This is a genomic window from Paenibacillus sp. FSL H8-0259 (genome assembly GCF_037963255.1).
Classification (GTDB): domain Bacteria; phylum Bacillota; class Bacilli; order Paenibacillales; family Paenibacillaceae; genus Paenibacillus_AQ; species Paenibacillus_AQ phytohabitans.
Genome location: NZ_CP150147.1, coordinates 2,992,654 through 3,014,114 on the forward strand (window position 1 = coordinate 2,992,654; position 21,461 = coordinate 3,014,114).

The 21,461-nt window shown below is 52.4% G+C and carries 16 protein-coding genes; 10 read left to right on the top strand and 6 right to left on the bottom strand.

Annotated elements, in window-relative coordinates; translation table 11 throughout:
- The first annotated feature begins 2 nt into the window (after nucleotides 1–2).
- A complete protein-coding gene (gene uidA / locus NSU01_RS12570; RefSeq protein WP_076244294.1) occupies nucleotides 3–1,793 on the top strand; it encodes a beta-glucuronidase in 1,791 nt (596 codons plus the stop codon).
- A 3-nt stretch (nucleotides 1,794–1,796) separates the two neighbouring features.
- Here the strand turns inward: uidA and NSU01_RS12575 are convergent, their stop codons facing one another.
- Nucleotides 1,797–2,126, bottom strand: a complete 330-nt coding sequence (locus tag NSU01_RS12575; RefSeq protein WP_076244296.1) for an HIT domain-containing protein — start codon at nucleotides 2,124–2,126, stop codon at nucleotides 1,797–1,799.
- Between the two features lie 125 nt (nucleotides 2,127–2,251).
- Here NSU01_RS12575 and NSU01_RS12580 point away from each other — a divergent pair, with 125 nt between their 5' ends.
- Both NSU01_RS12580 and NSU01_RS12585 read left to right on the top strand, forming a co-directional pair.
- Entirely contained in the window at nucleotides 2,252–2,536 is a 285-nt protein-coding gene (locus tag NSU01_RS12580) for a hypothetical protein (RefSeq protein WP_083705523.1), read from the top strand.
- The gene (locus NSU01_RS12585; RefSeq protein ID WP_144026087.1) at nucleotides 2,491–3,183 is read left to right on the top strand and encodes a hypothetical protein; all 693 of its coding nucleotides are present in this window, start codon (nucleotides 2,491–2,493) and stop codon (nucleotides 3,181–3,183) included. The genes NSU01_RS12580 and NSU01_RS12585 overlap by 46 nt, the downstream gene beginning before the upstream one ends.
- A 202-nt stretch (nucleotides 3,184–3,385) precedes the next feature.
- On the opposite strand, the gene NSU01_RS12590 is transcribed toward NSU01_RS12585, so the two are convergent.
- On the bottom strand, nucleotides 3,386–4,246 hold the full coding sequence (locus NSU01_RS12590; protein ID WP_076244298.1) for an SDR family NAD(P)-dependent oxidoreductase: 861 nt from the start codon (nucleotides 4,244–4,246) through the stop codon (nucleotides 3,386–3,388).
- A gap of 159 nt (nucleotides 4,247–4,405) precedes the next feature.
- Here NSU01_RS12590 and NSU01_RS12595 point away from each other — a divergent pair, with 159 nt between their 5' ends.
- The 3 genes from NSU01_RS12595 (at nucleotide 4,406) to NSU01_RS12605 (ending at nucleotide 7,548) form a co-directional block, all read left to right on the top strand.
- Nucleotides 4,406–4,846 (top strand): MerR family transcriptional regulator, encoded by a 441-nt coding sequence (locus NSU01_RS12595; protein WP_042135848.1) that lies wholly within the window; start codon nucleotides 4,406–4,408, stop codon nucleotides 4,844–4,846.
- Nucleotides 4,847–5,375: 529 nt separating this feature from the next.
- Entirely contained in the window at nucleotides 5,376–6,470 is a 1,095-nt protein-coding gene (locus tag NSU01_RS12600; RefSeq protein WP_076244301.1) for a glycerol dehydrogenase, read from the top strand.
- A 130-nt stretch (nucleotides 6,471–6,600) separates the two neighbouring features.
- Nucleotides 6,601–7,548 (top strand): divergent polysaccharide deacetylase family protein, encoded by a 948-nt coding sequence (locus NSU01_RS12605; RefSeq protein WP_256703876.1) that lies wholly within the window; start codon nucleotides 6,601–6,603, stop codon nucleotides 7,546–7,548.
- On the opposite strand, the gene NSU01_RS12610 is transcribed toward NSU01_RS12605, so the two are convergent.
- The gene (locus tag NSU01_RS12610; RefSeq protein ID WP_339303188.1) at nucleotides 7,535–8,332 is read right to left on the bottom strand and encodes an N-acetylmuramoyl-L-alanine amidase; all 798 of its coding nucleotides are present in this window, start codon (nucleotides 8,330–8,332) and stop codon (nucleotides 7,535–7,537) included. The two genes, NSU01_RS12605 and NSU01_RS12610, sit on opposite strands and share 14 nt — an antisense overlap.
- A 195-nt stretch (nucleotides 8,333–8,527) precedes the next feature.
- Between NSU01_RS12610 and NSU01_RS12615 the strand changes: the two genes are divergently transcribed.
- A complete protein-coding gene (locus NSU01_RS12615; protein WP_042135853.1) occupies nucleotides 8,528–8,716 on the top strand; it encodes a YqzE family protein in 189 nt (62 codons plus the stop codon).
- 129 nt (nucleotides 8,717–8,845) lie between these two features.
- Here NSU01_RS12615 and NSU01_RS12620 read toward each other — a convergent pair whose 3' ends face one another.
- The 3 genes from NSU01_RS12620 to NSU01_RS12630 form a co-directional block, all read right to left on the bottom strand.
- A complete protein-coding gene (locus NSU01_RS12620; RefSeq protein WP_076244304.1) occupies nucleotides 8,846–9,913 on the bottom strand; it encodes a hypothetical protein in 1,068 nt (355 codons plus the stop codon).
- A 191-nt stretch (nucleotides 9,914–10,104) separates the two neighbouring features.
- Nucleotides 10,105–11,181: a YqhG family protein gene (locus NSU01_RS12625; RefSeq protein WP_042135856.1), complete on the bottom strand. Its 1,077-nt coding sequence runs from the start codon at nucleotides 11,179–11,181 to the stop codon at nucleotides 10,105–10,107.
- Entirely contained in the window at nucleotides 11,181–12,926 is a 1,746-nt protein-coding gene (locus tag NSU01_RS12630; protein ID WP_042135858.1) for an SNF2-related protein, read from the bottom strand. The genes NSU01_RS12625 and NSU01_RS12630 overlap by 1 nt, the downstream gene beginning before the upstream one ends.
- A gap of 550 nt (nucleotides 12,927–13,476) precedes the next feature.
- Between NSU01_RS12630 and NSU01_RS12635 the strand changes: the two genes are divergently transcribed.
- The 3 genes from NSU01_RS12635 to NSU01_RS12645 all read left to right on the top strand — a co-directional run bounded on the left by NSU01_RS12635 (nucleotide 13,477) and on the right by NSU01_RS12645 (nucleotide 21,458).
- Nucleotides 13,477–16,128 carry an adenosylcobalamin-dependent ribonucleoside-diphosphate reductase gene (locus tag NSU01_RS12635; RefSeq protein ID WP_076244306.1) on the top strand — a complete coding sequence of 884 codons (2,652 nt, stop codon included), beginning with the start codon at nucleotides 13,477–13,479 and terminating at the stop codon, nucleotides 16,126–16,128.
- A 1,140-nt stretch (nucleotides 16,129–17,268) separates the two neighbouring features.
- Nucleotides 17,269–18,120, top strand: coding sequence for a hypothetical protein (locus NSU01_RS12640; RefSeq protein ID WP_083705525.1), 852 nt, complete (start codon nucleotides 17,269–17,271; stop codon nucleotides 18,118–18,120).
- A gap of 158 nt (nucleotides 18,121–18,278) precedes the next feature.
- Nucleotides 18,279–21,458 carry a hypothetical protein gene (locus NSU01_RS12645; protein WP_144026088.1) on the top strand — a complete coding sequence of 1,060 codons (3,180 nt, stop codon included), beginning with the start codon at nucleotides 18,279–18,281 and terminating at the stop codon, nucleotides 21,456–21,458.
- Nucleotides 21,459–21,461: the final 3 nt, after the last annotated feature.

A 21,461-nucleotide genomic window follows, 5' to 3' on the forward strand; every position in this document is an offset into this window, starting at 1 on the left:
CCATGCTGTTTCCAAAGGATACATTGACGCGCGAAATCAAGGATCTGTCCGGCATTTGGCGCTTTAAGGCAGATCCCGGCAACCGGGGGCGGGAAGAGAAGTGGCATAATCAGCCGCTTCAGGATACCATTCCTATGCCGGTTCCGGCCAGCTACAACGATATCACCCAGGATGCGGCGCTGCGCGACCACATCGGTGACGTGTGGTATGAGCAGACCTTCATCGTCCCCCGTTCCTGGTCCGGCGACCGGATGATGCTCTGGGTCGGCAGTGCCTGCCATCATGCGGTTGTCTGGGTCAACGGAGTGGAGGTGGCCTCCCACAAAGGAGGCTTCCTGCCTTTTGAAGCGGATATTACAGGGATTGCAGTGCCCGGGCGGGAGAACCGCGTAACGATCGTGGTCAACAATGTGCTTAACTGGCAGACACTGCCGCCGGGACGGATCAAGACCTTCGAGGATGAGAAGCATCCTGAGGGTTACCGGGTGCAGGAATATTTTCATGATTTCTTCAACTATGCGGGATTACACCGGCCTGTGAAGCTGTACCGGACTTCCGGAATGTTCATTCAGGATATCACGGTAACTACTGATGTGCAGGGGGAGTCAGGGCTTGTCAGATATTCGATGGATTGCTCGCAGCCGGAAGGAGAGGTAAGGGTCAGGCTGCTGGACGAGGACGGCAAGGAAGCTGCCGCCGGGAAGGGAAGCTCAGGCATCTTGCAGGTGGAGAGCGCCAGACTGTGGAAGCCGCTGGACGCGTATCTCTATACACTTCACGTAGAGCTCCTTCATCCTGACGGACAACTTGCTGACCATTATCAGCTCCAGACTGGCATACGCACGGTTAAGGTGGAAGGGACCCGGTTCCTGATCAACGGTGAGCCGTTCTATTTCAAGGGCTTCGGGAAGCATGAGGATAGTGATATCAGGGGCAAGGGGCTGGATCACGCGGTCAATGTGAAGGACTTCAATCTGCTCAAGTGGATTAATGCCAATTCCTTCCGCACCTCCCACTATCCGTATGCCGAAGAGCTGCTGGAGCTGGCAGACCGTGAAGGCATCGTGGTGATCGGCGAGGTGCCGGCTGTAGGCTTCACTTTCTTCAATTATAACGACAAGGTGTATACACCGGATCAGGCTAATGAGGAGACGCTGGCTCATCATCATGATGTTCTCCGCGATCTGATTGCCCGCGACAAGAACCATCCATCCGTAGTCATGTGGAGTCTTGCCAACGAAGCGGCCACCTTCCAGGACGAAGCGGTGCCGTATTTCCGCCAGCTGGCTGATACCGCCCGCAGGCTGGACCCGCAGCGTCCGATTACGATTGTCCAATGGCCGCTGCCGGATAAGTGCAAGGTGGCGCATTTTTTTGACGTCATCTGTGTGAACCGTTACTACTCCTGGTACCAGGACCCGGGTGCCCTGGAGCTGGTGGAGCATCAGGTGGAATGGGAGCTGATGAACTGGTACCGGAATTTCGGCAAGCCGGTCATCATGACGGAATATGGCGCCGATGCCATCGCCGGATTTCATCAGGACCCTCCGGTGATGTTCACCGAGGAGTATCAGGAAGAGCTGCTCACCCGTTACCACAATGTGTTTGACCGGCTGAATTTCGTGATCGGGGAGCATGTCTGGGCTTTTGCCGATTTTGCCACCAAGCAGGGCATCACTAGAATTAACGGCAACAAAAAAGGCGTGTTCACCCGCCAGCGCCAGCCCAAAGCCGCCGCCCGTATGCTGCGCAGCCGCTGGGGGGAGATGGGGGGATATCCGGAGAAGCTGTAGGACTTATCTCAGCGGCTCGCCATAGCTGATATGCCAGTGCAGATGCTTCGAATCCTGATAGTTCCCAAGGTTCGTGCTCACTCTGCAAGCCCCATACTCTCCGGTTACCTGGGCGGCCACCTGCTTAATTACTCCGATAAGCTCAAGCAGCAGGTCATTTTCACTGTCTTGAAGAGTCATAAGTGAGGAGATATGCCGCTTAGGGATAGCCACAATATGAACGGGATAAAAGGGCCTGGTGTGGTGGTAGGCTAGCACATTGTCCGTTTCGAATACTTTTTGCACAACTGTTTTGCCGCTTAATACTTCATCACAGTAGAAATCTTCAGTCATATGTATCCTCCTTGGCAATGAGTGTCCTCTTGTATTTTACTGGAAATCTCTTAGAATTATATGTGTGAAATCATAGCACTTGCTGAGAGCCGGTTCATTACTATTTTGCCAAAAGGAGATTGTTCATGAAGCTGCTACTGGAGGATTATGAGGTTATACGGCGATGGATGTACCGCAATGCCCGCCCGCTGGACCTGGCGAGATGGAATTTTCACTTTGAAAAGGGCGGAATACCGCCTGTGCTGGAAGCATTATCAGCCTATCAGAATGAAGACGGGGCTTCGGACATGCCCTGGAAGCGGATGCCTGGAATCCGGATTCTACACCTGTCATGGCGGGAACGGCTGTGGAGAGACTGCTGGAATTGGAATTTGAAAATGGCGGCCATCCGGTGGTGCAGGGCATTCTGAAGTATCTGGACAGCGGTGCGGACATGGAAGACCGGACCTGGAGGAATGTGGTAGCCTCTAACAATGATTACCCGCATGCTCCTTGGTGGCACACGGATTCGAACAGTACCGCACGGAGTATCTATAATCCGACAGCCATATTGGCCGGATTCATCCTGAAGTATGCTGTCAGGAACAGTGCACTGTATGAACGGGGGATGGGCATCGCCCGTGAATTGACTGATTTATTCCTGCAAGATCCCGCACTTGAGATGCATCCGCTGAGATGTGTTGCCACGCTGTTGGAATGTATCGCCTGGGCGGAGCTGCAGGAGCAGTTCCCCTACGTTTCCTTGAAGGAAGCGGTCAAGGTGCAGACCATTCAGCTCATCAGCCGCGATGAGGGGCAATGGAACGGATACAGCTGCAGACCGTCCTTTTTCCTGAAGTCGCCGCAAAGTCCGGGTTATGCAGAGCTTGCCGGGCTGATGCACCAGGAGCTGGATCATATCGTGGAGACCAGAAATCCCGAAGGGGTCTGGAACCTGACCTGGACCTGGGCCGGTTATGAGCGGGAGTTTGCCATCAGCGAGAACTGGTGGAAGGCACATATTGTTATAGAGAATATGCTGCTGCTGCGGGAGTTTGGACGGATAGCTGAGCATTAAGGGACCGAAAGAGCAGCTGATCCTGACGAAACTTCCGGAGGCTTTTTCCGCTTAAACAGCGGAGAGGACGGACTGATGGTGAAAAAGCGGAGCGTTCGCCTATGTGCTCACGTTGATCCTGCTTAAAAACAGAGGGCTGTCCCGAGCATCCGTTTTATGGATTTTGGGACAGCCTCTTTGGTATTGCAGCCTTCCCAATGAATCAGGAGCTGCTGCCGGCCGTGCGGAACTCCTGCTGATAAATGGTCTGGATGTTCTTCAGAATAGTGCTGCTGTGCTCTGTGAATTTAAGCGGGGTCACCTGATTCTTGATCAGGAACACACCGGGCTTGCGGCTGTGCTCGCCGAGTGCGGCCTGATATAACAAGCCAGCTCCATGAGTGGGTTCCGGGAAGAACATACGGATAACCGGTCTCAGCCAAAAAGGAATTCCGGATTTCTTGCCTCCGCGAATCGTATTGTTGCCGCCTGGATCGGCACTGCGGATCAGGATGCCTTCCGCCGCAAGCGCCGGGGCGATCTCACTGGTCCACAAGGACAGGGCGAGCTTGGTGTCCGCATAAGGCCCGGTTAGCTTTTGGAACTTGGCAGGATGCTCCAGGGCGGCCGGATCGAATTTGCGCTTCATCATAAAAGCGTTGGAAGAAGTGTTAATCACTGTGCGCATTGTGCCTTTCAGGATCAGCGGCTTCAGCTCCATCGTGAGGATATACGGGACAACCGTCTGCAGCTCATAGTGCAGCTCACGTCCCTGCCTGGAGAAGCTTAACTCCGGGAAGCTGCCGCCGGCATTATTGAACAGCAGATCAATCTGCTTTTCATGGCTAGTAATATCCTGCAAGGCACGCTTCAACTGGGCGAAATCGGAGAGGTCTGCCTTGTACGTCCGCAGCTGTCTGCTGCTGAGCGCCTCACGGATAAGGGAATCGTCCTCTGGAAAAGCTGAACGGATGAGCGAGATAATCTCCCAGCCTTCGCTCAGCATTCGGCGGGTCAAGGCGAGTCCGATTCCATTATTCGCGCCGGTGATCAGCGCAGTGCGTTGTGCTTGTTGTATAGTCATAATAAGGGCTCCTTTGGAAATGTAATGGTGAATGGTGCCCATTGTATAACTTGGAGCCGACTCCAAGTCAAGGCCGGAAATTAACGATTGACTTGGAGCTGACTCCAAGTTATACAATAGAATAAACTGAAGACCATACAATTCAAATGAGGTGGGCCTATGAGTCTGGCTGATGCTAATATCATTCAGGGATATTCGATCAAAGAAACAGCCGAGCGGACCGGGATCCCGGAAGATACCATCCGGTATTACGAGAAGATCGGACTGCTGCCCCGGGCGCAGCGCAAGGGAAACAGCCACCGCATCTACAGCGATCAGGATCTGGAGATGATGAAGCTGATCAGTTGCCTTAAGAAGACGGGGATGTCGCTGGACGACATGCGTCCATATCTCAACCTGTCTCTTGATTCAGACCTGTCCGAATATCCGGAGCTGCATGAGATGATCCTGAATCATAAACAGAAGATCCTGGAACAGATCGCTTCGCTGCAGCAGATTGTGGATTTTATTGACACTAAGATTGAGCATGGCAATCTTGGACCGCAGACATGTGAGCTGACCGGCGATACCCGCAAAATGCCTGAACGCCGCAAACGCTGACCTTATTACCGCACAGCCTCATTCCAAATCACTTTGGAGTGGGGCTTTTTGCTAATATTACGCAGGCATGCAGCTGTTTCACGTGATAACTCACCTATCAGGAAATAATACAATGGAACAATGTGTATAACTCCTATGAAGCGGCTAAAGCGCCGGGAACAGCAGCATTAGTATGGACTTGCTAAGTCGGCAGCAGGAAATAGGTGGATTTTCAACACTTGCTCATGACCGGAAGAGCCCTTACCAGACAACAGTTGGAAAACCGGCACTTAAAATGCGGCAAATCGTTCAGCGTGGAGGGAATGCATGAGATTAAATGACGTTTATCCACTTACTTGCCTCAGATGGTCCAAAAGATCGAAATTAAGATACGTTTTTCCAATTGCTAATTTTGCAGCCCTGTGACTGACATTTTATATAACTGCTATTTATGTATCTGCAATTAACATAGGGATCAGCGGAGTTTGGTCATTGCTGGATTCCAGATTCTTCCTTAGAATGAAAAGAATTAGAACAGGAGGAATTCATCATGTCACAGATCATCTATTCACCGTCAAAATATATTCAGGGCAGCGGGGAGATTACGAGACTGGGGGTGTATTGCCTGCAGATGGGGGCGAGAGGAGCCTATGCCATTGTAGATCCCTATATTCTCTCCTTGTACGGACAAGAGATCAGCAAGGGCTTCGCGTCGGAGCAGATTCCGCTGCTGCTGCGTGAATTTAAGGGCGAATGCAGTCTAGTACAGGTGGACCAGATTGTGGCGGAGCTGGGTAGCAGCGGTGTGGATGTCATCGTGGGTATTGGCGGGGGCAAGACACTGGATACGGCAAAAGCCGTCAGTCATTTCGCCGGGCTCCCGGTGATGCTTGTGCCGACCGTAGCGTCAACAGATGCGCCTTGCAGCGCCCTGTCGGTCCTCTACAGCGAATCGGGCGAATTCGACCGGTATCTGCCGCTGCGCCGCAGTCCGGATATCGTGGTCGCGGATGTGGAGATTATCGCCAAAGCTCCGGTAAGACTGCTTGCTGCCGGAATGGGCGATGCCTTGTCGACGTATTACGAAGCAAGAGCCTGCAGCAGATCCGGAGCAGTTACCAGCGCAGGAGGGACAGGCACTCTCGCGGCCCTGGCACTGGCCCGTACATGTCTGGATACGCTGCTCGCCGACGGCGCGCAGGCGCTGCAGGATGCAGCTGACGGACGCGCGACAGCCGCAGTTGAACATATTGTCGAAGCCAATATATATCTCAGCGGCATCGGCTTTGAGAGCGGCGGACTGGCAGCGGCCCATGCCATTCATAACGGGCTGACGCTGCTTGAGGAATGCCGGACCGTGCTTCACGGGGAGAAAGTGGCGTTCACCACACTGGTGCAGCTGATCCTTGAAGGAGCAGCGGAAGCCGAGATTACCGGGGCGGTGGATTTCTGCCGGGGGGCAGGTCTGCCTGTTACGCTGGCGGAGCTAAGGTTAGCGGGTGTTGCACAGGACCGGCTGCTCTATGCCGCTGAGGCGAGCTGCAGCGAGGGCAGTCCGATGGCCAACATGCCGTTTGCCGTGACACCGCAGCAGGTGCTGGAGGCGATTCTTGAAGCCGACCGCCGCGGGGCAAAGGTTTCTTAAAAGATAATTTATATGTTTTGGGGAGTTAGTTTAAGCCTTGTTAATTATTGCGTAACTTCAGCGTACATATTTATCCTCCGTGAGCCAAACAATGAGAACAATTGTTGAATCACGAAGGAGGTGTTCCATTTTGGAGAAAAGCAAGCACAGCGTAAAGCACATCATTCTCTATCCTTTGGCCGCCGTAGTTGTTCTGATGACCACGCTGATTCCGTCAGCGCCTCAGTCCGTATCTGCCGCATCGCAACCTGGTGGGCACTCTGCCCGTAACCTTGAAGCTGCAGTCTCCACGCTCCGTCCGGTAACTGATACGCATGCAGACAGCAGCGGAAACAGCGGTTCAGTTGACCGGCAGGCGGAGAATAAGAAGTTGCCCAACCGGGTGGCCATCATTGTCGATGATTTCGGCAACAACATGCGGGGCACGGAGGAGATGTTCAAGCTGCCGGTCAAGATTACCGTTGCGGTGATGCCATTCCTGCCCTCGAGCGAGCAGGATGCACGCCGTGCGCATGAGCTTGGCTTCGATGTCCTGGTTCATCTGCCGATGGAGCCGCGCCAGGGCAAGCCGGAATGGCTTGGACCGGGAGCGGTGCTGACCAGGATGAGTGATGCAGAAGTCCGCCAGAGGGTGGAGGCGGCGCTTGAGAATGTTCCTTATGCGATTGGCATTAACAACCATATGGGCTCCAAGGTGACCGGTGACGAGCGGGTGATGGGTATTGTGCTCGCGGTATGCAAGGAGCGCGGACTTTTCTTCGTAGACAGCCATACCAATTATCGCTCAGTTGCCGGTAAAATAGCCCGGGAGCTGGGGCTCCCGCCAGTGGAGAACCACATTTTCCTGGACGACGTGCATTCTGCGAGCCATGTGGTTAAGCAGATGAAGCTGGTCCAGGAGCGGGCCCTGAACCAGAGATACTGCGTGACGATTGGCCATGTCGGCATTCAAGGCAAAGAAACCGCAGCGGGCATCCGCAGCGGCATTGCCGGAATGAAGGACAGCGTTGAGTTTATCGGAATCTCCGAGCTTGTCCGGGAAGAGTGGAAATGGAATTCGCAGGTCACACTTCCATAAGGTACGCCGCAATTCCGTTGGCAACCGCCTCGGCAATCTCTTCCTGACCCTTCGGGGTGCACAGCTTCTCGCGGTCCGCCGGACTGCTTACAAATCCCGCCTCGACGATAACCGTTGTGGCGGTTATTTTGTTGAGCAGGTAGAAGGGTTTGCCTTGTCTGGGGTCATTCTTCATTCCATACAGCCCGTTCAGCTGATCCTGAATCAATCTGGCCAGCAGGAAGCTGCGCCCTTCCTGGCGGTACAAGACAAGCGGACCATGCTTGGAGGGTGACTTTGCCCAATTGATATGAATGCTGACCACGACATTCGCCGGCAGCGTTTCGGCCAGTTCCTTGCGCTGGGCCAGATCACGCAGGTGCCGGGATTTACTGCGCAGCCAGAGATTCTCATCGCTCGGCGCATAATCGCCGGTCCGGTTCAATATGGCATCGAAGCCGTCACTGCGCAGCAGGAGAAACAGCCGGCGTGAGATCGCCAGGGTAATATCCTTCTCCAGGATGGTGCCGTGTGAGGTTCCGCCGTCAATCCCTCCGTGTCCGGCATCAATCAGAATGATCCGCTGGTCATGACCGAGCATATGCTGGCGGTCTGACGGGTTGTCGGTTAAGTGGTTTACTCCCGGTGTGGCGGCCAGGATGGTCCCTGCATGTCCAGCTGTCAGCAGAGTCAGCACCGCTATCGAAGCCAGTATCCTCCGCAGCCTTCGCCCTAGCCGGAAATGTTGCCCAGGACAGCAGGCCCCTCCTGCATGATCTTCTTGTAAATGTTCCGAAATTCTCAAGTGAATAACCTCCCTGCCGGAATCATCATCAGTATCTTAGGTGGAATCTCTGTTAGATTGTGCCTTAACAGCCAAACCTATACGAAGGTTAGCGGTTCCGGTTTAGAGAGCGGGGATTTGGAGCACACTAAAGTCATGGAGAAAAGGCAGGGCAGCAGGCGGCGACCCGCCAGCGCCTGCATGGGAGGGATAGTAATGGCATCCAGCGGAGATGATCTGGTCAAATACATTACGGAGAAAGTAGTCATATATATGGAGGACCCGCGCGCCGTACATGCACGGCGGAAGGCAGAGAAGCAGCCCTGGGCCGAGAAATGGTTCGGCACGCTGCCGCTCGCCTGGTCCGTCTGGCGCAGCAAATGGAGCCGCAAGGATCGGGAGTAGCCAGCCTAGCAGCGCCGCAGCTCACCCGAATTCCGAAACAGCCTTCCCTTAAAGCCGCTTGACACGGCTGAAGGGAAGGCTGTTTGGCATGTACAGCTGTATATAGGATTATCGCTGAAACCTTCAATATTAATGCGGCGCCGCGCCGAGCGCCGTTCCTCCTGATAGCGGCAGCGGCGGCTTGTGGAAGGTTCCGTACTTCTGGAGGGCCGTGAGCGGAAGGTACCGCTTCGCTCCTGGACCGGCAGCGGCGTATATAACTGCTGGTTCAGCACCCGCCTTACTTCCGGCGGAGGCCGTAAGCCAGCTCTGGCAGCCTGTAATCATGAACGGAGCACCCAAGGCATCATTGCGTCCTGTCGACTGGAAGGCAAGGCTGCCCCGGTTTTTAAGCAAAGTATTTAAGCTGGCTTCGCTGATATTCTTCAGTTCAGGAGCGGTCAGCCACTGTAAATCTGCATACGGGTCATCCTGACCGCTGCTAAGCAGAGCGGGCAAGGGAGCGCGGACTTGTTGTCCAGACCCGGTGTACACCACCAGGGCATTAGCATCAAGCTGGCCGTCCAGGATACGGTTTGCCTGGCTAAGGCTCCAAGGCAGTACCTGCAGTACTGAGGCATTGAGATACAGCGTCTTGTCCGCAAGCGTGAGCTTCCAGACCGGCAGCAGCGGAGCGTACAGCGCCGATAGTTCTATTTTACCTGAATAAGAGGAGGTAATCAGTCCTTCCTGCACCAGATACTGGCGCAGATCACTCATACTATAAGGGAGACCATAGGTACCGGCTCCGTATTCACTCAGCAGATATTTGCCCCCGTCCGCAGCAGAAATAATGAGATATCCGATCCGCTGCTCCCCGTTCATCACATTGACCAGCCAGCTGCGTGTGCCCGGCCCGAGTGGATAGACCTCAGTTCCGGCATTCTTCCATTCCTTAAACGGAGCATCCGCCGACAATTGGCTAATTGTGAGACGGGTGAAATCCTGCAAGCTTTCAGATGCGGGCGCCTGTGTCATCACAAGTCCGGGTAGCAGCTCCTGCAGGACGGCTTGTGTGACAGTGGCCCGGCTGCCTACAGACGCGAGCGCCGGAGGCGGGGAGGCGCTCGCGGCGAACAGAGTCAGCCCGAGAGTCAGACAGAGGAGCAGGCGGGTACGCCGCCCTAGCGGCCCCTTCTGCTTCGCTTTGATTTTCATGTTATCGTTCACCTTTCCTGTTCCAAAGGTTAATCGCAAGAATTACCGTCCGGCAAGCCGGAGCCCGGGAGGTTCTGCTTCATACTTTTAATTGTAGGGGACAAGCCTTGAAAAGGCTGTTGCTTACTGTCGCGGCAGCCTGCAGGAATTCCGCTGTTTTTTTGTTTGCTTTTAGCGAGCCGGGTCGCATTCTATGTGCTGCGCAGGTGAAACAGCCCGTACGTTACGGCAGAAACTGCAATCTGCGGCTCATACTGCCAGGTGGTCTCTTTGCGGCGGCGGTTGTATTGCTCCTCTATGCCGAGGCGTTTCTCCTCATCCTGCTCCTTCAGCAGCTCCTCATAATAGATATCCACGATGCTCAGCTCTAGACGCAGGCGTTCGCGGGCTTCCTCGGCCCAGGTGTAATCCAGCAGAGCCAGCTTCGAGGTCAGATATCCCTCCAGCCTGTCGGCTCCGGCAGTAACGGACAGCTCGGAAGGCTGGATGTGGATATTCTCCGGCAGCCTTGGCGTAAGCTCCCGCGAAGCCAGCCGGGCCTCGAAGTCCGGAACAATCAGCCCGGAGGTCAGTGACACCGCGATGAAATGCAGCTCTTCACGCTTAAGATCACAGGTCATCTCCACCTTATAGCAGACGGCAAGCCAAGGCTCGTAGGCGGCTGAGAACAGCGTGGTCCGCTGCCGGAGTCCCGGGTCCTCGAACAGCTGCAGGCATTTGCCCTCATCCCGTGCCGCTGACCAGATCTGCCGCAGGCGCTTGCTGCCGTAGGTCACATCCTCGCGGCGGATCATGCCCGGCCCGATGCGCGGCAGCTGCGGGACGATGCCGAAGTACCGGGCGAGGATGCTGTCCTCCGGATCAGCGGAGACCCCGGGCGGCACCACGCCTCCGGGTGCAGCTGCCGGTGCGGCGCCAGGCTCCGCGCCTGCCTCAGCATCCGCAGCACCCGCCGCGCCGATGCCGCCCGTCAGAGGTCCTGCCGCCGGGCGGACCGCCCCGCCGCGCGGACGGGCCGCAGGCGCAGCTGCCTGCGCGGCCAGTTCATCGTACTTCTCCGGATCGAAGACGAAGCTGAAGGACAGGGTCTCCGGATCTACGCCGGTGCGCTCCACGAATCCCCAATAATAAGGGCGGTCCGTCAGCATCCGGTCCGCGCGCGGCGAGAGCTTCACCGTCACATGCAGCGGAGAGGATTCGAGAATCGTACACTCTGTCGCTTCCAGGTAATCCATGACCTGTTTACGTACTTCCACAGGGGTCAGCATTAAGGAGCCACCTCGCTTTCATCCAGATTGGCATGGGTCAGCTCGCTGAGTGAATCGCCGATCTGATCCAGCTCGCTGCGCAGCTCCTCGTCGCTGCGGGCTTCGAGGACGATTTTATATAAGCTTTTCTCAAGCGACTCCTTCTTCTCGAAGCGTTCCAGGATAACATCCAGCCCGCCGATGACCATCTCGAACATATTGATTTTTTCGTGCAGCAGGTGAAGAATATGCTCCTCGATCGTGCCTTCGGTAGAGAGATTGTAGATAACTACATCGTTCTCCTGGCCAAGCCGGTGTACCCGGCCGATCCGCTGCTCTACGCGCATGGGGTTCCAGGGGAGGTCGAAGTTGATCATATGGTGGCAGAACTGCAGATTGATCCCTTCGCCGCCTGCTTCCGTAGCAATCATTACCTGGGCGCGCCCGCGGAAGAGGTCCATCATCCAGTCCTTTTTGCCGCGGTTCATCCCGCCGGAGTAAGTGACACACTGCAGTCCATGCTCACGGAAATATTGCAGCAGATATTCCTGGGTCGCGCGGTATTCGGTGAAGACGATGACCTTCTCATTCATTTGGCGGATCAGCTCCATCGTCTTCTCCGCTTTGGTATTCGTCTTAACAGTACGAATCGTCTGGAGCAGCCCCATCATGCGCTCACGTTTCGGTGAATCCGCCGGAAGCTTCTTGATCAGATTCACAAGCGTGACGAACACCGCATCCCGGCTGCTGCATACCTCGCGCTGGAGCGTAACCAGGGAGAGCATGCTGCTGAGATTGCCGCCCGCTTCCTGATATTGGTCTTTGACAAAGGCGGTGACGCCGTCATATAATTCTTTCTCCTCTAAAGAGAGGGTAAGCGGGATATTGCGCACTTTGCGCTTCGTGAAGTTCACGGGACCCTCGCCGCGGCGGTTGCGGATCATCACCTTGGAGAGCTCGCCCCTCAGCTGGACTTCGTTCTTCGGCTGGCGTTTATCGACCACGAAATTGGTGGCAAAATCCCCCTGATTCCCGAGCTGTCCCGGCTTCAGTAATGTGATCAGATTGAACAGCTCGCCGAGATCATTCTGCACGGGAGTGGCGGTGAGCAGCAGGCAGTACTTCTTGCGCAGCTGCTGTACGAACAGATAGTTTGTTGATTTCTTATTCTTCAGCTTATGGGCCTCGTCGATAATCAGCATGTCGAATTCCTGGCTCAGCAGCATCTCCTTGTGCGGATCACGCTTCGCCGTATCCATGGAGGCGACAACAATATCGTTGCCCCAGGAGTAAGCTTTCTTCTGTGCCACGGCTGAAATACCGAATTTACTGTTCAGCTCGCGCACCCACTGCAGGACCAGAGACGCAGGGACAAGGATCAGAACTTTACTTACGAGCCCGCGCACCAGATATTCCTTGAGGATCAGTCCGGCTTCTATCGTCTTGCCTAGCCCTACTTCGTCTGCCAGAATGGCCCGGCCTGACATTTCAAACAGCACCTTATGGGCGGTATCCAGCTGGTGGGGGAGCGGGGATAACCCGGACAGATGCTTCAGACACTGCAGCTCATCGAAGCTCGTAACGAGTCCCGATTGCTCTCCTTGTATGGCCAGCCGGGATAATCTCCAGTCTCCCCAGGGTCCGCCTTTATCGAGCTTCGACTCCAGGTCCTGCAGCCAGTTACGCTCAAAGGACAGAGGAACAGGCAGCAGCGGGGCAGGCGTACTTCCCCCTTGCGGCAAGGAATTGCGGAATAATTGCGTCATGTTGCAGCCTCCTCCGGCGCGGTTTCATATCGAAATGCGTAGCAGTAGTATGCGCGTAAAAGAGAGATTTCATAACCTGCTATCCTCCGGCTGCTGCCGTGGAGTAATCTTGCGGAGCCTTGCGGCGGTACTGCTGCTGGTGCTGCGGCGGCTTCGGCGGATCTTGAATATCCGTGGCGGAATCTGTCTTCCGGGCCCGGAAGCTTATCAATCTGGAACCTGTAAAAAAGCGAGAAAGAGGGAGAAAATCCACTATCTTTTACCGTTTTTCCGAAATTCCCGCCATGGGCCGCTTTTTTGGAAAAAGAACTCTGATACAATATGTGGTATAGTTGAAAAGCTGATGTATACAATATATTGTTACAAAAGCTTGAAAATTTGATTATTCGCGGGTTTTTGCGGTTATTTGTTATTGACAAGAGGAACTTCCGCTGTACATGCAGGCTGCGGCTACCCTGCCGCTGGAAGTTCTTGTTGTGGGTTACAAAAAGTCTAAGCCCACACCAAGGAACGGAAGTATTACCTATCAATCATCCGGGAGGTTTTTCTATTGAGTACAGTGGAACGCAAGCAGCGTCTTGAGGGGCTGAGTGAGAAAATATTTTTGGACCGTTATGCCTGGAAGGACGCGGACAGCAATAATGCCAAGGTAGGCGATGTGGTGCTTGTCCTGACGAAGGATGATCCGAAATTTCCAACCAAGGAGGTTGGCGAGATTGTTGAGCGCACCGGCCGGATTGTTACGGTGAAGACCCGCAGCGGTGAACTCGTGCAATCGGATGTGGAGAAGCTGACACTGAATATTGAGAAGACCCCGGAGGAAATGTGGGACCGTCTTGCGGCAGCCATGGCTTCCGTAGAGCAGACTCCCGAGCTTCAGGAAGAGTGGACAGGCAAGTTCCGCTCTATTCTTGATGACTGGAAGCTGGTACCGGGCGGTCGGATTGCGGCAGGTGCCGGAGCAAGCGAGGAGCTTACGCTGTTCAACTGTTATGTTGTTCCTTCCCCGAAAGACAGCCGCGGGGGCATCATGCAGACGCTCTCCGAAATGACCGAGATTATGGCCCGCGGCGGCGGTGTAGGTATTAACTTATCCTCGCTGCGCCCGCGCCGCGCGATTGTAAGAGGCGTGAACGGATCATCCAGCGGCTCAGTGTCCTGGGGCGGTCTTTTCAGCTATACGACCGGACTGATTGAGCAAGGCGGAAGCCGCCGCGGCGCGCTGATGCTGATGATTAATGACTGGCATCCGGATGTGGTGGACTTCATTACCGTGAAGCAGACGATGGGTCAGGTAACCAATGCCAACCTGTCGGTATGCGTGAGCAATGCCTTCATGAAAGCCGTCAAGGAGGATCTGGACTGGGAGCTGGTCTTCCCGGATACCACCGATCCGGATTACGATACAATCTGGGACGGCGATCTGGATAAATGGAAAGCAGACGGCCGCCGCGTCATTCCTTACCGTACCGTAAGAGCACGCGATGTGTGGCATACGATTATCGAATCGGCCTGGAAGTCGGCTGAGCCGGGTGTAGTGTTCATGGAATATTACAACCAGATGTCCAACAGCTGGTATTTCAACCCGATCATCTGCACCAATCCATGCGGTGAGCAGGGTCTGCCGGGCTGGGGCGTGTGCAATCTGTCGGCCGTCAACCTCTCCAAGTTCTACGATGCGGAGAATCACGACGTGGACTGGGCAGATCTGGCGACAACGACCCGCTATTCCGTGCGTTTCCTGGACAATGTCATCGACAAGACACCGTATCATTTCCCGGAAAATGAAGCCAACCAGAAGCTCGAACGCCGCGTAGGACTCGGCACAATGGGATTGGCTGAGCTGATGATCAAGCTGAATATCCGTTACGGCAGCCCGGAATCCCTGGAGTTCCTGGACAAGCTCTACGGCTTCATGGCGCGCGAAGCTTATCTGGCTTCTGCTGAGATCGCTGGCGAGAAGGGTTCTTTCCAGGCTTTTGATACCGATAAATATCTGCAGAGCGGCTTCATGCGTAATATCACCGAGGTCTATCCGGAAGTCGGCGAATCCATCCGTAAGCACGGCATGCGCAACGTTACAGTGATTACCCAGGCACCTACAGGTAGTACTGGAACCATGGTCGGCACTTCGACCGGTATCGAGCCTTATTTCGCATTCAAATATTACCGCCAGAGCCGTCTGGGCTATGACGAGCAGTTCGTGCCGATTGCCCAGGAATGGCTGGAAGCCCATCCGGGTGAAGAGCTCCCTGAATACTTCGTTACTTCGATGGATCTGTCCGCTAAGGATCATATCCGTGCACAGGCTGCCATTCAGCGCTGGGTGGATAGCTCAATCTCCAAGACGGCGAACTGCCCGTCCGACTTCACCGTAGAAGAGACTGCCGAGCTGTACGAAATGGCCTTCGACCTGGGCTGCAAAGGTGTAACGATCTACCGTGACGGCAGCCGTGACGTACAGGTATTGGAAACGACTAAGAAGGAAGAAAAGAAAGACGCTCCGGCGGCAGTTGAGACTGCTGAAGCTGAGCCAGCGGCAGCTGAAGCTGCTCCGGCTCCAGTCACAGTAGCAGCAGCGCCTGCACCGCAGCCTGCGCCTAATGTAGTGGACAAACAATACAAGAAACGCCCGCAGGTTCTGCGCGGCGCTACCTATAAGATCAACACGCCATTCGGTATGGCGTATATCACCATCAACGATCTCGACCGCACGCCGGCCGAAATCTTCCTGAACGTCGGCAAAGCCGGCTCCGACGTCTTCGCCATGGCGGAAGCTCTGGGCCGCGTCTGCTCGCTGTTCCTGCGTTACGGGGATCACGGCGAGAAGGTCGAGCTGCTGATTAAGCATCTCAAAGGCATCGGCGGCTCCGGCGCCATCGGCTTCGGTGCGAACCGCGTCGAGTCCATCGCCGACGCTGTAGCCAAGGCGCTGGAGACCCATGTGCTGAACAACGCCCATGACGATCACGTGCCTGCACCTATCGCAGCTACACTGGAGCTTGATTTCAATGAAGCGCTGAACGCCGAGCTGAAATCAAGTGTTCCAGCTACGGCTACTGATGATGGGCACGGGGGCCATGGTGCGCATAGCCATGCGACTGCTTCGCGGGATCTCTGCCCTTCCTGCGGAAGTGCATCGCTGATTAATATTGAGGGATGTAAGACTTGCGGGAATTGCGGGTATAGCCGGTGTGGTTGAGTAGATTATTGGCATGATGACTCATTAAAATGTGGTGGATCACGAAAGTTGAAAAAACGGCCACAAATGATGATAAAAATGGCTCGTGAAAAATGAGGAATCAATGAATATTCATTTTGTTGCATGAACATTCAATAGAGCATATTTATGCTGAATTTTGCAATGCTATTCACTTTGTTTTTCTTTTGTTTCTAAGATTAAATACAATATAGTTGTATTCTCAGAAATTTGTATATGGAAAAATAAATAACTATTCAAAAAGTCCCGATTAGGAATTTCCTATATCGGGACTTTTTGAATGTAATAAATTATGTTTGGCATTTTTTATTATATCGAATATCTTTATTGGAATTATAAGTAAATGAGTCGATGGACTCTCATATTAGGGAGGGAGCCGCAATTTGCTTATTTGGAACCGTTTGATGGTTGTGAGCAGGTTATCCCTAGTGGAGAGCTAGAAGAAATAAGCGAGCAGAGATTAATAAAGTGAGATACAGAGAAAATAACTTCTGTAGAAGTAGCCAATTTGAGCGTCAGAAAAGCCATTTAATTTGCCCAATCTGTGATGAGCGAGATTTTTTCGTATCAATGAAATTTATTGCGGTATTTATATAAGTTGATGATATAGATGGAACATCAAGTACAAAGGGCATTTTAATGATGATTGCTCCATTGGACTGTAGAAACAATTCCTGTGGATGTTTGAGGCTGTCGAGTGTGAGGCTCGAAGATCTAAATGTATTTTCCCGTCGGCCTGCTCCCTTAAGGGAGCATTTTTTGTTTGGTATAGCGTCAAGATATCGGGATTGAAAGGACGCATTACATACCGTATAGAGAAGTTGCTGTGAGTTGCAATTCAAATTATCATCGTTTGAAAAGCACGTATTGGATTCATTCAAGACATAGTCTCTCTGCGATCCGCAGGCTGAGCGTCAGTTGCAGAACGTTCTTTATCTCATTCTCAGTCTACTACATATTTTTTCAATGCTTATTTTTCGTGCCCAAAAAGCTGATGAAATCAACTGCTCCAGTTCACCTCTTTATTTTCATAACATTTTTTTGTTTTGCCTGGGCTTACTCTTCACAGGAAAAGCCCATTTATACATATAATGCAGCAATGATAGCAGGGAGGTAAATCACTTGAGCATAAACAGCAATATTGACATCGTCCAAAGAAAGATCGCACCATGCACAGGACCTTTGGTATGTTTTACATTAATCGGTAAAGGTGATTATAAGATCGAAGCTGTAGTTGAGCTTTATTCGCTGAAAGGCAGTGAGGTTGACCTTGCAAGAGTTAAATTCAGGATCGGAACTTCATACATGGTCATTGAAGGATCATCGATTGACCGTGTGCTGTCGGACAATAAATGTCTAGAGCAATCCACCTGCTTTGTATCCGGGATACATGGCTGTCCGCAAAAGTTCCATGTATGCATCAGTTACGTGCCAGCGGTCGACCGCCAGAGCGGAAAAATATATGTCCAGGGATTACTTACAGATCGATATGGCCACTCTCCCAAATCCGTTTCCTATTTAATCGCAGAATGGCAGGGAATGACGAACCTCTGTATCACGAGGCTATGCGGCGCTCCTATAACAAGCTCTCCGATATGCGGTCCGCTGAGAATGGATATTGAACTTTCGAAAGATTTTGTGAAGGAGGCCAATTCCTGCCCAGCAATTAATGTGGCTTCCATATCTTTCGTCGATATAGCAACAGGTTTAGGTTTGGTTCAAGCCTACAAGGTGGGAAGGAGACAAAAGGACCCAATCTTTCTGTTCAATCAAAATCTGGAAGAAAAATACGTCGCATTATTTCCGGCAGGAGGCCCTTTTTCAGATAGTGTTGTTAAAGAGATCAGGATTAACAGTCTTCGCATGACCATTCCGAGTGCAGAAGTGTATGGGAGCTTATGTATAGATGGATATTACTTAGCGCAAAATAAATGGCATTGCATAGAGCCGAATTTGTTAAAACAATGGACTTAAATATTAGTGAATGAACTCACATCAACGGATGAGGTGATATATCATTGTTTTATAAAAAAATGAGCAGTCGAAGCTTATTTGAGGCCCAGGATGACCCTTCTGTTGGTTGGAGGGGGTATCGACCTCGTGAGGGGACATACGAGCGGGATACTCTGAGTTTGGTTGAAGCTTGGGGCGATAAGGGAATATTCCTGTTTGCGGCAATTCGTCCGCAAGAAGATCAACTTTTAGATGCTCTGGAAGAGTACGAGCGAAACAGAAGAGACTCCGATGAAATCCAGCTTATCTGGCTGAACACTATTGAGCTTGACAAATGTAGTATCCTCAAGATCGTATCTGGTATTGGGGGAATGAAAGTAAAAGAAAATCTAAATGTAATGATAGGAAATGGCGCCTATGAATTAGATATTGATATGAGCGTAAAAGTTAACTTTTTGTACGAGGACATGAGACTTGATTTATGCAATACCACCTCTGCGTTTATTGATTTTATGAGCAATGATAATGCAAGCATTGATGGAGGAGTGATCCATCTACCGTTTGCCGGCAAGGACGCCGGGACCTTTCGATTTCGCATCGAAATACCCTCTGATTCTATGTTTGATGAGAACGGGAATTTTAATGTCGGACTTAAATATTTTTATGCACAACAGAATGGGCATACCACCGCAACTGAGGAACATAACTACCCGGTTTTTGAGAAACAAGATGGGAAGTGGCTTCATTATCTGGTGTCTCTGGATGAGCTTGATCCATTTAACCGGAATTATGAGACTCTGCCTGATTTAGGTCTTCGGTCTTATCTAGCCTTTGATCCATCGACGGATGCATTGCCCAGTCATTTCCGAACCCCATTCGGTCATACTATAGAACTCCAACCAGATGTCCGATTGGAACCAAATGTTGAAGGGGTACTGCCGCGGCCGTTGCCTGGCAGTGGATTGCTGGTGTTATCTCCGAAGTATAAAATAGCGGCATTCGAACCGGCATATACGGTCCCACAAGGGAACTTTTACCTTTCGGTCTCCGATGCAGAACCGTTTGCAGGAGCTATGCGCCTGCTTTGTGGCAGCACTGGAACGGAAACCATTGCTTTTGTACCTCAAGGCAATGGTTACAGAGGTGACCGCATGGAGTTCATACGAGGCAAACCTGCTTTCTGGCCCTCTGATCCAGCCGGCAGCGAAACTGAACAACCTCCAGAATTAACGGATGAGGCTTATACGTCCTGGATAGCGGTACGCCCGAGCGACAACCGTATTTTCGAGGCTCCGCCAATCACTTATTCGGCACAGCCTGAGGATGATCCTCATTACCGCCCGGCGGCTGAAAGTGTTAGTCACTTTCATGAACCGGTTATCTTCGATTGGACAAGGGATACAGAAAACAGCATACCTCTGGTTCCTCTTCTCGGGGTTCAACGGAATGATGAAATGCAGCTCACACAGGCGCTTACATTGGAGCGGCGAGGAATTGCCCCGGATCGCAAGCAGCGTATGAACCAACTCTCAGCGAGATCAGCCATCAACAGCACTGCCTTTACAGATGGCCTTTCGAGCACACCGCAAGGCTTGTTTGTTCAAGAAATCGCCGGACAGTGGTCGGAATTAATTATCGGGCAGAACATCCGAAACGCAGCAGGTCTCGTTCCGGGGGCAGCCGAAGCATGGGACATGCTGAAATTTACTAACCCTTCGGCGACTTTCCGAAATGCCCTCTTGTCCAGCAGGCTCTTTCTTGTCGTTTCAATGAATCCCACGGCTTCGCCGCTATGGGAAAAGTTTGATGACCTGGTGACTATATCGGGTTGGCCCTTCAAACTGACAGTACCGGGTGGTACGAATTACCAGAATATCCTCATCTTCAAATTTTGCCAGGGATCGTTGTTGGATGGCATCGAGCAGCCCGGACGCTGGACGGATGGTGAAGCATTCAATCAAGCAGGGCAATTGGGCATATTATCAAAGTGGTTGAGCGATTACTGTATGGGTGGAGCGGCCGAAAATGAGGTTCCCCCAGAATTGGTTCCATTTTACCGGATGTGCCGTGATCCGAAATGGAACGGAATTCTTGCTCTCAATGTGGATATTATACCGGAACAGATGCCGGATGATTTGATAGGTCTTATTGGCGGCATTAAACCAGGAGGCCTGCGCGCACACCATGTGGGCCTCGATTCCAGCCTGGTGGAGTGGGATGCTGCTGCCGGCCTGAAACTGGACAAGCCAAGCTCGCTATTCGGGTATGTCAAGTACGAGGATCTGGATACTGTCGATTGGGACATCCACACATACAAATTTCGCATTACCGAGCTGAAGGCCCGATTTGCAAACACAAAAATTGAATTGTTCCACGCCAAAATTGAGCTGCTTGTGAGTACATTATACGGGAGTCCTGTAAAAGTCAGCGAGGATGGTGGCCATGAGTTTCCAAAGCCTATCCTTACTTTATATGGAACGATGGAGCAGCATGAAGGTGTACCTACCTATGTCTTTCAAACGAAGACACCTGTGCGTGCAGCTCTCCAGGAACTGGTTCTCCCACCAATATTACAAAACATGCGCTTAGACAAAATCAGCTTCCAGACGCTCGACGCTTCGGATAAACAAAATATAAAGACTGTATTTTCCATATACGGTTCGAAAATTTTTCTTGATAAGTTGAATCCAGAGGTTGATCAGGTGATTGATTTGTTTGGCTATGGAGTCGATGAGGGTTTGTTGGGTCTCTTGTTTGGCAACTTAGGGATCACAATGGATTTTGACATTAATGACCCCATAAATTCCGGTAAGTTTGCCTTTGATATTTCACAAGTCTCCCTCGATCCCGCCAAAAGCAACGGACGCCCCGGCAGCTTAGGGGCCAACTTTCCGCTCCGTCTACGCTATCTGGTATCCGCAGAATCTGTGGCTGATTGGAATAAGCTTGGTTACCGTGATGTGCCCATTGCCGGATTGCCAAACCATAGTGCTGCAAACGGACCATGGTACGGACTCGTTTTTGACTTCGAAATGGGTACTCTTGGCAAGCTGTTGCCCGAGGGCATGCTTGTCGGAAATTTGATTGCAGGCTGGAATGCGGAGGGGAAATTTTATTGCGGGCTCAAAATACCAGGGCTTGATCTGGATAAGGAAAAGGGGCTACTGGCTCTGGAGGAAATGCTGGATCTGAAGCTGCCGAACGATCTTCAGCTTGCTTTGACCAGTGATGGTTATCTAATGAGCACTCAAGCTGATATACGTTTGTTCGGGACAAGCTACACGACTCAATTTACGATCTTTCAAGCCAGTAATCAAAAAGGACAGATCGGCTGGTATCTAACAACAAATGGTGTTTGAAAG

Coding starts and splice junctions, on each gene's coding strand:
- uidA (WP_076244294.1), top strand. CDS start 3: ATGCTGTTTCCAAAGGATACATTGACGCGCGAAATCAAGGATCTGTCC.
- NSU01_RS12575 (WP_076244296.1), bottom strand. CDS start 2,126: ATGACTGAAGATTTCTACTGTGATGAAGTATTAAGCGGCAAAACAGTT.
- NSU01_RS12580 (WP_083705523.1), top strand. CDS start 2,252: ATGAAGCTGCTACTGGAGGATTATGAGGTTATACGGCGATGGATGTAC.
- NSU01_RS12590 (WP_076244298.1), bottom strand. CDS start 4,246: ATGACTATACAACAAGCACAACGCACTGCGCTGATCACCGGCGCGAAT.
- NSU01_RS12595 (WP_042135848.1), top strand. CDS start 4,406: ATGAGTCTGGCTGATGCTAATATCATTCAGGGATATTCGATCAAAGAA.
- NSU01_RS12600 (WP_076244301.1), top strand. CDS start 5,376: ATGTCACAGATCATCTATTCACCGTCAAAATATATTCAGGGCAGCGGG.
- NSU01_RS12615 (WP_042135853.1), top strand. CDS start 8,528: ATGGCATCCAGCGGAGATGATCTGGTCAAATACATTACGGAGAAAGTA.
- NSU01_RS12620 (WP_076244304.1), bottom strand. CDS start 9,913: ATGAAAATCAAAGCGAAGCAGAAGGGGCCGCTAGGGCGGCGTACCCGC.
- NSU01_RS12625 (WP_042135856.1), bottom strand. CDS start 11,181: ATGCTGACCCCTGTGGAAGTACGTAAACAGGTCATGGATTACCTGGAA.
- NSU01_RS12630 (WP_042135858.1), bottom strand. CDS start 12,926: ATGACGCAATTATTCCGCAATTCCTTGCCGCAAGGGGGAAGTACGCCT.